General features: G+C 43.0%; 12 protein-coding genes and 2 pseudogenes. 9 read left to right on the forward strand and 5 right to left on the reverse strand.

All coding sequences use genetic code 11. The features are described 5' to 3' along the window. Window positions 1-97: pseudogene (locus CAG58_RS01030) on the reverse strand (IS110 family transposase); the annotation flags it as partial. A 203-nt stretch (window positions 98-300) separates the two neighbouring features. Here CAG58_RS01030 and CAG58_RS01035 point away from each other — a divergent pair. Next, window positions 301-405, forward strand: a complete 105-nt coding sequence (locus tag CAG58_RS01035) for a hypothetical protein (protein WP_337247278.1) — start codon at window positions 301-303, stop codon at window positions 403-405. A gap of 205 nt (window positions 406-610) precedes the next feature. After that, window positions 611-2,266 (forward strand): ABC-ATPase domain-containing protein, encoded by a 1,656-nt coding sequence (locus CAG58_RS01040; protein ID WP_161425698.1) that lies wholly within the window; start codon window positions 611-613, stop codon window positions 2,264-2,266. Window positions 2,267-2,374: 108 nt separating this feature from the next. On the opposite strand, the gene CAG58_RS01045 is transcribed toward CAG58_RS01040, so the two are convergent. Continuing rightward, window positions 2,375-2,998 carry a DNA-J related domain-containing protein gene (locus CAG58_RS01045; protein ID WP_161425699.1) on the reverse strand — a complete coding sequence of 208 codons (624 nt, stop codon included), beginning with the start codon at window positions 2,996-2,998 and terminating at the stop codon, window positions 2,375-2,377. Between the two features lie 641 nt (window positions 2,999-3,639). On the opposite strand from CAG58_RS01045, the gene CAG58_RS17085 reads away from it, so the two are divergent. Further along, entirely contained in the window at window positions 3,640-3,867 is a 228-nt protein-coding gene (locus CAG58_RS17085; protein WP_306687226.1) for a hypothetical protein, read from the forward strand. Between the two features lie 25 nt (window positions 3,868-3,892). On the opposite strand, the gene CAG58_RS01055 is transcribed toward CAG58_RS17085, so the two are convergent. Both CAG58_RS01055 and CAG58_RS01060 read right to left on the reverse strand, forming a co-directional pair. Next, the gene (locus CAG58_RS01055; RefSeq protein ID WP_161425700.1) at window positions 3,893-4,594 is read right to left on the reverse strand and encodes an HAD-IA family hydrolase; all 702 of its coding nucleotides are present in this window, start codon (window positions 4,592-4,594) and stop codon (window positions 3,893-3,895) included. 300 nt (window positions 4,595-4,894) lie between these two features. Then, a complete protein-coding gene (locus CAG58_RS01060) occupies window positions 4,895-5,428 on the reverse strand; it encodes a hypothetical protein (RefSeq protein WP_237665953.1) in 534 nt (177 codons plus the stop codon). A 171-nt stretch (window positions 5,429-5,599) separates the two neighbouring features. On the opposite strand from CAG58_RS01060, the gene CAG58_RS01065 reads away from it, so the two are divergent. From CAG58_RS01065 to CAG58_RS01090, 6 genes and pseudogenes are all read left to right on the forward strand, one after another. Further along, a complete protein-coding gene (locus tag CAG58_RS01065; protein ID WP_158145432.1) occupies window positions 5,600-6,073 on the forward strand; it encodes a CreA family protein in 474 nt (157 codons plus the stop codon). A 599-nt stretch (window positions 6,074-6,672) separates the two neighbouring features. Then, on the forward strand, window positions 6,673-7,314 hold the full coding sequence (locus CAG58_RS01070; RefSeq protein WP_154171156.1) for a hypothetical protein: 642 nt from the start codon (window positions 6,673-6,675) through the stop codon (window positions 7,312-7,314). 365 nt (window positions 7,315-7,679) lie between these two features. Further along, complete coding sequence (hsdR, locus tag CAG58_RS01075; RefSeq protein ID WP_202598161.1) at window positions 7,680-10,124, forward strand: EcoAI/FtnUII family type I restriction enzme subunit R; 2,445 nt, start codon at window positions 7,680-7,682, stop codon at window positions 10,122-10,124. Window positions 10,125-10,180: 56 nt separating this feature from the next. Continuing rightward, a complete protein-coding gene (locus CAG58_RS01080) occupies window positions 10,181-11,467 on the forward strand; it encodes a hypothetical protein (protein ID WP_161429857.1) in 1,287 nt (428 codons plus the stop codon). A 3-nt stretch (window positions 11,468-11,470) separates the two neighbouring features. Further along, window positions 11,471-12,796: an MATE family Na+-driven efflux transporter gene (locus tag CAG58_RS01085; protein WP_158145428.1), complete on the forward strand. Its 1,326-nt coding sequence runs from the start codon at window positions 11,471-11,473 to the stop codon at window positions 12,794-12,796. Window positions 12,797-12,933: 137 nt separating this feature from the next. Further along, window positions 12,934-13,713 (forward strand): annotated as a pseudogene (locus tag CAG58_RS01090) (N-6 DNA methylase); the annotation flags it as partial. A 5-nt stretch (window positions 13,714-13,718) separates the two neighbouring features. On the opposite strand, the gene CAG58_RS01095 reads toward CAG58_RS01090, so the two are convergent. Beyond that, window positions 13,719-14,564: IS110 family transposase (locus tag CAG58_RS01095; RefSeq protein WP_161439688.1), on the reverse strand; the 846-nt coding region annotated here is incomplete at its 5' end.

A 14,564-nucleotide genomic window follows, 5' to 3' on the forward strand; every position in this document is an offset into this window, starting at 1 on the left:
CATTAAAATAGATATCGAGAGGACGGATATAGATATCTAATTGTGACTTGCCGGTATCAACGCCGACATTAATGTTTTGCAGTGTATTTGTATTCATAATAAGCTAACTCTTGCTTGCTAAATGCGGGTTCGAGACCCAGAAGACTATTCGAGTGTGGTGCTTGGAGTTCTATCTGACGTTCGCTCTTGTTATCGGTCTCTCGATAGAGGAGCCACACTTCAATCGAACTATCAGATAGAGAACTTTAGTTGCAGCTAAAGTCTGGGTCTCACTTTACCCTGATTCGTTAGTTATTATCCATACAAGGCTTCAAGCAAGAATTTTTACGCTTAAACGGCTTTGGTTTTCCTGAGATTGACTACCAACAAGACGTCGACCTTTCTCCCTTTATGGACCACATTTAACATGTGATGGGTGTTCTACTCCGTCAATCAACCATCATCTCCCCATGATGTATCGATAAGTTGGCGCTTGGAGATGATGGTACTAAACCAGTAAAGCCGTAAACCTTAACAGGTAAAGGTGATGAGAAGATCGGAGATTGCTTTACTCTGTCTATAGCGGTCCCTATAATCGCGCCTTTGTCATTCTCAATAAGTGATACTCGAGATGGATCTATTAATTGCAAACCTGAAAAAACTCGAAAAACAGAACTACCGTGCCTATCAGAAAATTAAGGGCCAGTATGACTTTGGTGATTTTACCCTGTCTATCGATCACGTTCAGTCCGATCCTTACGCATCAGCCTCTCGTTTGCGAGCACAACGTGCTTGGTCACTGACTGGATTAGAGTGGTTAAAAGACTGCTCAGCCACATATCAACAAGCCGCCCGCGACTTTATCGCTCGCCGCTTTGCTGAATTAGCCAAACAAGAAAACAGCCTATCTATCTCATTGACTGGGCAAACCGTATTGGACAGCACGTCTGTTCTGTTCAATCAACAAGGTATTGAACTTCGTTTTCGAATCAATTTACCCGCAGAAGGTCGTGATATTTTGGCCAAAAAAGCCATTAATATTTTAACGTTTCATCTGCCAAAATTTATCCGTCGAGCCACCTTAGAGCGTGAACTGGATAAACCCGCCTTGATTACCCATTGCCAAGTGATTGAAGATCAGCAAGCGCTGCGTGATCAGTTATCAGCTAATGGATTGGTTGCTTTTGTTGCTAATGGTAGTGTCTTACCTCGTGTTGCGGGTAACTGCGATCTACCGATGAAAGAAGCGGTGCCTTTTCAAGCGCCAAAAACCCTGCAGATAACACTCACGACGCCAAACCAAGGCGCGATCACTGGCATGGGAATTCCTAAAGGTATTACCTTAATCGTCGGTGGTGGTTTTCATGGTAAATCAACCTTATTAACCGCGTTAGAGCGTTCGATTTACAATCACATCCCCGGAGATGGTCGAGAAGGTATCGTGACCGATCCGCAAGCCATGAAAATTCGTGCGGAAGAAGGACGTTGTGTTCACAACTTAAACTTATCCAATTACATCAATCATCTACCTATGGGTAAAAACACCCATGATTTTAGTACTCAAGATGCTTCCGGCTCAACCTCACAAGCCGCTTGGTTACAAGAGTCTATTGAAGCAGGCGCAAGCACTCTGTTGATTGATGAAGATACTTCTGCCACCAACTTTATGATCCGTGATGAAAGAATGCAGGCTTTAGTCGCGAAAGGCGATGAACCCATCACGCCATTGGTGGATAGAATTGGTCAATTAAGAGATGAACTCGGCATTTCAACCTTGATAGTCATGGGTGGCTCGGGAGATTATTTAGATATCGCAGATACCGTGATTCAAATGCATGATTATCAAGCGATCGATGTTACTGCGAAAGCACAACAAGTGATCCAACAGCATCCAACCTTACGTCGCAATGAGTGTGAAACGCCATTAACCGCTTTCCCTCCTCGATCATTAAACCGCAGTGTTTTACAAAAAATATTGGCAGAGGGTAAATTTAGAGTATCGGCTAAAGGCACCAGTTCACTACGCTTTGGTAAAGAATTTGCTGATATCTCGGCACTGGAACAGTTAGAGTCGTCTGCAGAGATTAACGCTATCGGCTGGCTTTGTTTTCAACTTGCCCAGCAGCCTGGTTGGGCAACTCATCCGGCACGAGAGCTGGAGGCATTATTGGAAGGTGAATGGTACAGCAAGATGCCCAATCAAGGCGATTTGGCGAAACCACGTATTTTAGATGCGATGGCCACCTTAAATCGTCTACGTAAAGCACAATTTAAAATAGCCGAATAATCCACGTCGCTTAAAGATGGTCATTTTCAATATCCTCAACACACATGATAACAAACCGTTTCTGTGAGTTGGGGATATTATACAACGACGATAAATGCTCAATCCTATCTAATGCTCATGCCTCAAGACATTCCAAGCGGCGCACAAGATTCGAAATTGAGCAGCATTACCATTATCTCGGTCCGGGTGCCAACGTAACGCTAATCGACGCCAGGTCTTACGAATTTCAAAAGAAGAAGCATCAGCGGGCAATTCAAATAATCGTAAAGCTTGAGAACGATCGAGGGTTTTAATGTCGTCCCCTCCAACAAAACGCTGATAACGGGTCCAAAATTCATTCAGTAACCGCTTCACTTCCCCTTCACTGACTTCATAGTGCTCCCAACGCGAGTAATAATCACGCAGCGGATCATCAGGGTCTATGGCATATTGCGAATGACTAAATACTGGCAATAGCGCAATGTCCATCGCCTCAACTTGTAACCAGTTTTTCGGATACAACATCTCTTGTAACTGGTATAACGCATTCATGATCAGAAAGTTTCGCTTAAAAAGATCTTTATCAGCAGCACTATCAAGCACAGGAATTAAGCCCTGCTCGCTAAGATGAGCCGCTAAGGTATGTACCTTCCAACCTGAAGATTGCCGTTTCAAAACTTCTAGGATCGGCCATAACAAAGGGTTTTCCATATAGGTTTGAAAGGTGGTACTCAAAGCCTGTGAATTCGCCATACTCTACTCACGCTACGTTGTCTCATTCCCATTCAAAGCTAAAGCTAGGCATTTGTCGAGTTTCCATCTGCAGCTTAGCGTCAGTTTTTGAACTGGTCTGCGCTTCTCATGTAATTGTTGAATGTAAATCCTCATTTTGCCACTTATCTGGCTTACTGAAGCAGAACAAAAAATCACCTCAACGGATCAATATCACAAATAAAACAGAAAATATGAAACCACTCTCAAAAATGAATCAAAGCCATCTTTATTTAATCAGTATCGTCACAAAGCCGATTATGCTTAATGCACTATTCCTAAACACTCATGCTTAGAGCGCGGAAAATTGCTGATAATAAAAACCGCCATCCTTGCTGTATACCCAAACGACTTGAAGTTGCAGGAAGGCGGCAAGTGAGTGAATCCCCATGAGCGCAAACGATGTGATTGGGGTGAACGAACGTAGCTAATACCGCTGAACCTTCAAGTAGAAAGGGTATAGCATCAGATAAGATGAATAGATGACCTAATAAAAGTAACCCCCGATACTGCTTGGAATGGTGAAAATAATTTCAAGAATGGAGCGAATGGCGAAGTTTGTCGCAGCTTCAAGGTAAGAGAGGGAAGATGAGCAATTTTTTTCATGCTGCTGAGTAACAATTATGACAACAATAACCCCAAAAATTGATATTGACGCTTGCCCATTATGTCAACATGACGAGTTTTTCATCTCTCAGAATGGCGAAAAGTTTTTTTGCGCACAATGCGGTTTTCATACCCATCAGTTGCCGCAGATCCAACAACAAGTCTTATTAAGTAAACCACCTGTCACACTGGCAGCCACTTATCTCCCCCATCAGTTGCATCCCTTAACCCCAACTCAGCATTGACACGAAAAATAGCAGCATAAAATGCTCAGCGCTTAAGAGCCTGAGCTTGCCTGCTATCGGTTAATGAGTAGTTAAGAAACGCCATTAATTGATCCAAATGATCAAGGGCAATGACATCAGCATGCGATACAGGATGAACAAGTAGCGGTGAACACAGTTGGAACGTCACAACTCCAGCACGGATCCCCGCTTCAACACCTTTCGGTGTATCATCGACGTATACGCAATCCGCTAATGAGAATCCCATACTCATGGCACAGTAGCGCACCAGATCGGGTTCAGGTTTCCAACTATTCGCCTCAAAGGCGGAATAAATGCGCCCACCAGTAAAATAGCGCTCTAGACCCGCTAATCTTAATTCAGCGACCATTTTGTCGTGTGGCGCATTTGAAGCAACACAATATTCAATATTATGCCGTTTGAGCTGCTCTAATAAATTAATCGCACCTGGCATAGGCTTAAGCTCAGTATCAAACAATGAGGTAAGCTCTTGCCGGTAACGAAGTTCTAGTTGATCAATATCAGCACTGATACCTGCAAATTGACAGGTATTAACCAGAATATCGGCAATTTTACCACCAGAAAAATGCTGCAAAACATTCTCAAGCGTTAATGAAACACCCAGCTCATTAAACACTCGCACTAGCGCGATACAGCTCAAACGCTCGCTATCAATCAACGTTCCTTCACAATCAAAAATCACACAGCGAATGGTACGGTTTTTCATGGCTGTCCTTATTATGCTTTGCGATGGCTAACGGCAGTTAAACAATCCCTATGCGATTTAACCTTATCACTCATTGCCGATCATTGATTGATAACCTATAGCGTTAATCATCAACACCAAGGCGACTTCAGGGGAAAGGGATAAGCCCCAAAGTAGTGTATACCGATGAGATAGCACTCGGATGATAGAGTTAACAAAATAAAGGAAAAGACCGACAATAATCCCGTATCTTCAAGCAACATCACGATTCTCTTCTATAGAAGCAAGATGAATGCAATAACTCAACGACGCCGAAAAGTGTTATGGCTGGGAATGCTCAATATAGATAGAACCGGAGACTAGGTTTTCTTGCTGATATTTAGCCACGACAGCAGAAACAAACTCATCACTAGAGGTAAAGATCGGGTTGTTTTGCATCACCACATCGGAGATAAGCAGTGACGAGCCATCACAGGTCACAATGGCAGCAGCCATCGGTTGAGCGTCAGCAAATCCTAAGTATAAGCGACAAGGCGGCGAATAAATGATCTGCGTGAAAAACTCGACTAATAAAGCTTGTTGGGCCGCTTGCTCACAACGCGTCGCTTGTAATAACGCAAACATAATGGTTAAACGATGAAAGTCCACCAAATAAATGGCCGCTAAATGACTCTCGGCAACGTGATGCTGCGCCGTAAACGCTTCACTGGGTAAGGCTTGATTTAATGTCTGATAAACCGTAAGGCCTTGCAGACTTTCTGGCGTCGGGAACTGGACATCAACCTGGTCATACAGCCATTGATTCTTCGCATCAATCAGCGCTTGCATGTCGTTAGATGAAGATAAATGTGTCATAGTCGTTTCTTCTTTGGCGAGCAATTTTGCCCAAAGCACTTACCCATCGCAGGGTGAAGAGGCAAAGTTAGGATAGGTTCTCAATATTTTTCCTATCATAGCACAGTTATCTACACGCTTTTGTTTTGCTTACTGTTATTATCATGCTCTGTTTTGTCGAGGATCCCAGATATGCTCAAAAAATTAACCATCCTAGCCGTAAGTACTTTATTACTATCCGGCTGTGATCGCTCTGCCGTCGGTGATGTCAGCTTAGGCTTGTTTACCATGAAAGACATTAAACTCCATCATTTAACGGATCCCATCGTTACGGGGGTCACCTGCCATATTGCCAGTATTGAAGCAGATTTGAGCCTAGCCGATCCTTCTGACTCATCAATTTCGTGCCGCCAAACCGGAGAAATTACTGCACAGATGATCGCTAACATCGACAAATCCAAATCTGGTGAGGTCGTGTTTAAAAAATCGAAGAGCATTTTCTTTAAAAGCATGAAAATCCGACGTATTTATGATCCGCAAACGCAAACCTTAATGTATGTGTCATACTCGACTAAAGAGACTTCAGGTAGCTTTAAGCACAGTCTTTCCACTGTGCCATTGTGGGGAACCGCAGCCTATGTGGAGCCTACTTTGGTTAGCAATTAACGTTTAATCGCACCACTTGGCATTACCGATAAACAGTCTGTTAGTGAGTAATCAATTTATCTGCTGTAAATTTGAATAGCCGCTAACTGCCGCTTGAAATAAACTAGGCATCGCTCTCATTGCACCCTTGAGCAAAGGCAGACCATTAAAAAATAGACCAGATCAGGAATGCGTTTACCTATGCAGTGAATATTGTCCATTTCCATCTCTTCAATGAAATGTAATTGGTTATTGGCCGGCGTTTCTCAATCGATGATTTGAATCGATAGGTTGGCTTTTTTGCCATCGATAAATTCCGTCACACTGATACAATAAGTTAAGGCATTGGAAATATGTTCAGCAAACAAACGATGGCTTGAAACGCTGATGGTATATGCCCGCAATGGAAATGTTAACTACCTCACTTCATGAGGAAAGGCGAGAGTTTGTGGTGCTGTATGTCGTCCGTGATTGAGACAACCGCATGTTGACCGTAAGTTAAAGCCATTCAAAACTATTTTTACGTTTTTAGTGATCTAGATCTTTATTTAACAATTGCTTACCAAATAATTGGGCAATAAAATGCATAGGCTTTGATTATTAAAAAGGTTATTATTTTCATGCATTACAAATCAATTGCTCTGGCTCTAATCGCATCATTAGGGCTTATGGGATGCCAAAATACGTCGCTAACTAAAACAAAAGAAACTAAGAGAAGTTACGCTGTTTTTGATTTAAAGGTAGCAGATAACATTTCGTCCACAGATATGGCTAAAGCGATAAAAACGGCATTACAGTCCAATACTTCTTCTGTAAAAATCACTGAGGATTTACCCCCTTATCCGTTACCTAAAGAGTCTCCTCGCTTTCAACTAGTCAATCCATTCGCTGGCAACTCAGCCCTATCAGCTTTAGCAGGTGGAGCGGTTAGAATGCCGACTTGTGATGGAGCACTTGTGTATGCTCAAGCAACTGACAGCTCGATGAATTCACATGGAGAAAATACTCAGTTTTATACTTGTCTATGGCAATATGAAGGTGGCTATCATGTCGATATTTATACTCAATTCGATATCGTTACTGGTGGCTTAGAAAATCTAGGTCGCGACCTCGTTCGCGGAGTGATGGGAGATTCAAGTCAGTTTATTCCTCGTACCATTGCCAGTATCAGAGATAACTTAAATGCTCTGAACGCTGAAACTACTCTTGTTACGGCTTATCCTTCAGATTTTGAAACATTGATCAAAGAGCGACAAATGTAGCAGCAAGTTGCTACTACGAATCAAACGAACCTCAAACTTAAGCCATCAACATAGCTACATCCAAACCACTTGGAGTTTCAGGTAGGCGGCAAGTGAGTGAATCCCCATGAGCATAGACAGACTATGTGATTGGGGTGAACGAAAGTAGCCAACACACCTTGTAGTGGTAAATACCGAGTCTCTAGGGTCTGTTTAACTGACTTCCCGTTATGCTCTACTGCATAACGGGATAACTATTTCCACGAATAGCCTCGGGCATCTCACCCATACCGTTACCCACTTCACTGATAAGTCAGTATCTTTTCTGCTTTTATGCATCCTTTGGTATAGTCATGAAATGCATTTGTACTGAGCGGGCTAATCGCATGGAATCGACAATAAACAAATCAAAGCTATCTGAAACCGACATCATCACGAAATTCATTCTTCCTGCTATTAAAGGTGCAGGATGGGATGATATGTCTCAGATTCGTCAAGAAGTAAAACTCCGTGATGGTAAAGTTATTGTTCGTGGTCAGGCAGCGGCGAGGAAAAAGGTTAAGTCTGCGGACATCGTCCTTTACCATAAACCGAGCATGCCTCTAGCCGTTGTCGAAGCAAAAGCGAACAAGCATGAAGTCGGAAAAGGTATGCAGCAAGGCCTTGATTACGCCAGCTTACTTGACGTCCCTTTTATCTTTGCCTCAAATGGCGACGGTTTTATCTTCCACGATAAAACCAACTCAGCTCAACTCGAAACTGAGATCCGACTTGAAGACTTCCCGACACCTCAGCAACTATGGGACAAGTACTGCGTTTGGAAAGGCTACAAAACCGAGCACCTTCCCGTCATTACTCAAGATTACCATGACGATGGTAGCGGTAAGTCTCCGCGCTACTATCAGCTACAAGCGATAAACAAAACCGTCGAAGCAGTCGCAGCAGGACAGGATAGAGTGCTGCTGGTTATGGCAACGGGTACGGGCAAAACTTACACTGCATTCCAGATTATTTGGCGACTATGGAAGTCCCGAGCCAAAAAACGCATCCTATTTTTGGCGGACAGAAACATTCTGGTCGATCAAACTAAGACCAACGATTTTCAACCATTTGGCCCCGCTATGACCAAAGTCACTGGTCGAACAGTCGATCCCGCTTACGAGATCCATCTAGCTCTATATCAAGCTCTGACTGGCCCAGAAGAGCACCAAAAGGCATTCAAACAAGTTGCCCCTGATTTCTTTGACTTGATTGTTGTTGACGAGTGCCATCGTGGTAGTGCCGCTGAAGACAGCGCATGGCGCGAGATTCTTGAGTATTTCGGCTCTGCGACTCAAATCGGGCTAACCGCGACACCGAAAGAAACCGATATCGTTTCTAACACAGAATACTTTGGTGATGCGCTTTATACCTATTCGCTTAAGCAAGGCATTGAAGACGGCTTCCTAGCTCCTTACAAAGTTGTGCGTGTGGACATCGATGTAGACTTACAAGGTTGGCGACCAACCAAAGGACAAGTCGATAAACATGGTGAAGTTATCGAAGACAGGATCTATAACCAGAAAGACTTCGACAGAACTATGGTCATTGATGAGCGAACAGAACTGGTTGCACAGACCATCACCAGTTACCTCAAACGTACCGACCCGATGGCTAAAACCATTGTGTTCTGTAATGACATTGACCACGCAGAGCGTATGCGTCGAGCACTAATCAACTGCAATCCTGAGCAAGTTGCTAAGAATGAAAAATACGTAATGAAAATTACAGGTGATGATGAAATCGGCAAAGCTCAGCTTGATAACTTCATCAACCCCAAAAAGGCTTACCCTGTTATCGCGACCACCTCAGAACTCATGACAACAGGTGTCGATGCAAAAACTTGCAAACTGGTTGTTCTTGACCAGGGCATTCAGTCGATGACCAAGTTTAAGCAGATCATCGGTCGTGGTACTCGTATTGATGATCGTTACGGAAAGCTATGGTTTACCATTCTAGACTTCAAAAAGGCGACTGAACTGTTCGCTGATGAGCGCTTTGATGGTGTCCCTGAACGAGTTAAAGAGACAAAACCAGAAGACTTCGAAACCGATGAAGGACTTGATGAAATCATCGATGGTAAAGATGAACTTGAACAAGATGATCCATTTGAAGGGGAAGATATCGACCCTGAAAGCATCCAAGAACCAGAAGCTCCATACGACTCAGGTTCATCTCCTTCTGACGGTAGCAATTCCGATGATGATTGGCAGGATGAAAACCGAGTGAGAAAGTTCCATGTCAACGGTGTAACGGTGAAAGCCATTGCCGAACGTGTTCAATACTACGATTCCGACGGTAAACTCGTCACCGAATCGTTCAAAGACTATACCCGCAAGACAATGGCAAAACAGTTCTCCTCAATGGATGACTTTGTTAAGCGCTGGCAAGATGCCGATAAAAAGCAAGCAATCATTGATGAACTGGCAGAGGAAGGCATCATCTGGGAAGCATTAGAGCTGGAAGTGGGCAAAGATCTCGACCCATTCGACATGATTTGTCATGTCGTGTATGACCAACCAGCACTCACCAGAAAAGAACGGGCAGACAACGTCAAAAAGCGCAACTACTTCACTAAGTACGGTGAAACGGCTCAGCAGGTGTTGAACAACCTACTGGACAAGTACGCAGACGAAGGCGTTCAAGAGATTGAAAATATTCATGTACTCAAAGTTAAGCCTTTTGACGAGATGGGACGCCCTGCTGAAATCGTCAAAAAATGCTTTGGTGGTAAAGAGCAGTACTTAGAAGCGATTTCTGAATTGGAAGCTGAGATTTATCAATCAGCCTAATCTCCATTTAAACCAAGCTAGAGTTTCTTTAGCTTGGTTAACGACCTCAAGCCACAATGCATATCTATATTTTTGGTAACCTAAATTCAGGCAAAACGACGTTAAGCCAACAAATACAAGGACGTTTGCCTGAGTTCCCTTATTTATCTTTAAATGAGTATCGAATTCGCTTTGGCGATGGAACCGAGCAAGGTGAGCAACTTGCATGTGAGCATTTCCTTGCTGTGGTTAAACAACAGGAAAACGCGATTGTTGAATTTACAGGATACGGTCAAACAGCTAGCCTTCTTGCCAATCAATTAGATAGGAAAACAGGCATATTAATTTGTTGCACTAGAGATATTGAGCAGAGCATCAATGCAATTGATGACGAGAAATACTCAGAAATCTCTTACCAATCATCCTACAAAAAACTGCCAGCTATTGATGAAGCTATTAGATTTTTGAAAAATAAAACCATACCGACAGAGCTAGAAGCTCACTGGCAAAGACAGATTTGGCAGTCTTACAGTTTTGACTTCTCTGATAACTTTGATGCCTTCTGGGCGGCCTTCCCATTATCTCAACACACTTGGGTCAGTAAGCTGAATAAAGTATTGAGCACAGATACAAGCGTACCTACAGCTCTACTTTACGGTAGCTTAGGGGCTAATCAGTTAACAAAGCGCTCCGATATCGATTTATTTATTCAGTCATCGATTTCGGTTCAGAATTGGCATAAAAGACTCCTCAGATTGTTCGGTGAACAATTGGCTCATACCGATATTTTGGGATCGAAAATCACTCTTAGAACACAAGACCGTTTGCTTATAGAAATCGTTATAGGCCAATCGCTGTCTGACATTTCTCTTTATTATCGCGAGTCACAAATCTACAACGTTCACTTCACTATTTTAAAGGGTGAGCTTGGCCTTGCAGAACAATTAGACGCAGTTACTAAAACACATACAAGCGAGCGAAAGCAAGCCAAAGAGTTGGCCGCTCAGGTTTACTTTTTGTTTTGCTCCTTACCGAACCTTATCGCTAACAACGACAGTTACAAGTACCACTTTCACTGCTCTATCATCCAGCACTATTGTGTTCAGCTAGAACATTTATTGCTGAGTGAGTTTAAACACAACTATCTTCCCAAACATGCCGCTACAACATTGATTGATTTCCCATGGCAAGTATTTAACTGCTCAGCAACTTATATCAGTACAGTGCAATATACTGAACTTTATCAGTACCTAATCACACTGTTCGAACGGCTCGGAAAGAAACAACTGATTAAAAGTAATTGCTATTTCTCTGTGGAGAATCGCTTTCTCCACGAGATCCCTAGTGAAGATAACAAGGCTTAAAAATTGAAAAATCATCAAATAAAGACAATCAACTTTCGCCTGTGGCTAACATTGGCTCTGACAAGCTTAATACCACTAATCTACTCTACTACACGAATCCATTTCTTGGGCAGCATCCCAAGCCCATGGACTTTTAGCATTGCAGCACAAGTTGCATGGCTAAATGTAGGATATGAAGTCCTCAGCGAAGCATTACTCATCCCTTTAGCATTTATTCTAGGCAGAGTGATTCATAATAATGAAGTTTTTCGCGAGCGAGCCAGTCTATCTCTTTTGGTTACCTTAGTTTGCTACTTTGTGGCGACCTTAATGGTTTTGTGGCTAGCCCCGAACTTTGTTGATGCGATGCAGCAACAGGCTGAATTATTGACACAAACGATCCAATACATTCGATTGGAATCTGCCGCTATTCTGCTCTCCAGCGTTTATGCCTTTTTGTCTTTGGTTCTCGTCCTAAAAAATGAACGGAAAGCGCTGTATGGCCTTCTAGTAGTACAAACGATCATGACTGTCCTTTGTGACAGCGTTTTCGTCAGTCAACTACCTTACTCCCTTCAGTTAGGAGTGAATGGTATTGCTTTAAGTAATATCGTGGTCAATAGTCTTCTCGCGCTGTTTGCCCTGATTTATTTATCGAAATCAGGGATCACTCTAAGCTTCAAGTTTTCTAAAGGAGATCAATCGCAATGGCTCAAAGAATGGGCAAAGATTGGATGGAAGTCAGGGCTTGAGTCTCTCGTACGAAATACTGCCTTTATTATCATGATTCTTCAGCTTATTAACCAAGTACAACAAGCGGGAACATTCTGGGTTGCTAATCAATTTATTTGGGGCTGGCTACTACTTCCCGTTTTGACATTAGGACAACTAGTTAAGCAAGATGCTGCGACAAACAATGGGTTAACATCTGAGCGAGTCAATGGCTACCTTTGGATAACGTTAGGAATTATCGCTGTTTGGATACTCACCGCACCGCTTTGGAACAGCTTTATAGCCAATGTCATGGGGATAGAGAACCCTGAGTCAATCACCAGTCTAGTTTGGCTAATGGTTGGGTTCTATGTCATTTTCAGTTTAAACAATGTCATAGACAGTTACTTTTATGGTATTGGACGAACTGATTTAATGCTGTATCAATCACTTATCGTAAACACCTTGTTTTACGGTTGTGCTTTTGTGCTTTATCAAATCGGTATCTTTGTCCCTACGCTTGAACGAATCGCCATAATGTTCGGCTTGGGCATTACTGCTGATGCACTCATCACTTGGGTGTTGTACCTTGCCTTACGGAGCAAAATGAGCATGAATCAACAACCAGTAAGCCATTAATTTATATATTTATCATAGATGTAAATGCCCACTAACCTCCACCGTTATTGGGCATCATCTCTCCTCTTTTCAGTACTCAGATTGACGTAGAAATGCTATAATCAGCGCTAATTTTTTCAGTCAGTTAGTAGAACTCCATGTCAATCAGTTCAGTTATCAAGTCTATTCAAGACATCATGCGTAAAGATGCGGGTGTGGATGGTGACGCGCAGCGTCTAGGCCAAATGTCATGGCTTTTATTCCTTAAAGTGTTTGATGCACAAGAAGAAGAGCTAGAGTTCGAGTTAGATGATTACCGCGAACCTATCCCAGCCAAGTACCTATGGCGTAACTGGGCGGCAGATAACCAAGGCATTACGGGTGATGAGCTGCTGAAATTCATCAATGATGACCTATTCCCTACGTTAAAAAACCTAACCGCACCGAAAGACACCAATCCACGTGGTTTTGTGGTGAAAGAAGCCTTTAGTGATGCTTTCAACTACATGAAAAATGGCACACTGCTGCGCCAAGTAATTAACAAGCTCAACGAAATCGACTTTACTGACTCTAAAGAACGCCACCTGTTTGGTGATATCTACGAGCAAATCCTACGTGACCTACAAAGCGCAGGTAATGCGGGTGAGTTCTACACCCCTCGCGCGGTAACTCGTTTTATCGTCAATCGTCTTGACCCTAAGCTGGGTGAGCAAATTATGGATCCCGCCTGCGGCACGGGTGGATTCCTGGCTTGCTCGTTCGATCACGTTAAAGAGAACTACGTGACAAGCGCAGCCGACCACCAAACACTGCAAAAACAAATCCATGGTGTAGAGAAGAAACAACTGCCACATTTGCTGTGTATCACCAATATGATGCTCCACGGCATCGAAGTCCCTGTGCAGATCAAGCACGGCAACACGCTTAACAAGAGACTATGGCGTCAAGAGTTAATTTTGGCGCTGTTTACATCCCACATGCAGCCGTCTCTGAGCATAGAATTTAGGATAACTACCATCTTTCTGACGCAAGCAATGATCGCTACTTTTTTAGGTTTGCCTGCCGCTAATAACTTTTGATAGTGCTGTTTAAAAACAGGATTACATTGCATTGCAGACATCATGGCCATGTACAAAACCGTCCTGACTTGCATGCGTCCGCCTTTGATCATTCTCTTGCCTTTATAACTACCGCTTTCTCGAGTAATGGGAGCGACACCGATTAATGAAGCCGCTTGTTTGTTGGTGATGTAGCCCAGCTCAGGTACGTTACTGATGATGGAGGCTGCCGCAATTTTTCCGATGCCAGGTACGCTCTGTAATAGCTCATTTTTTGCTTGGTAATCAGGGCATGTCTCGATGAGTTTTTCGATTCTAGTTTCAATATTTTCTATCTGTTTTTTGAGCATGGTAAGTAGGGATTTAATCGATGACGCAACAGTCTTAGGCATGATTTGAGAGCGGTTCTTTTCCATGGTTTGCATGGTCAATAACTGGTTGCGTCTTGTCACTAAGTCACTCATTAAACGAATGTTTTCACTTTTCAATTGTGTGAGTTTCGGTTTAATCGCTTCCGCGTAATGGGCAATAAGAGCGGCATCTAAGCGGTCATTTTTAGCTCGATGTCCAAGGGCGCCGGAGAACTTTTTGATATGTAATGGATTAGCAATGACATAGGGTAACTTAGCGTTATCGCAGGCTAAGATGAATGGCATTTCTAAGCGTCCGGTGGCTTCGATGACAATACGTTCAGGGTGGTACTTTTTAATGGTTTTGATGGCTTGTTTAAT

The sequence above is a fragment of the Vibrio sp. V31_P5A7T61 genome (assembly GCF_009904895.1).
Lineage (GTDB): Bacteria > Pseudomonadota > Gammaproteobacteria > Enterobacterales > Vibrionaceae > Vibrio > Vibrio metschnikovii.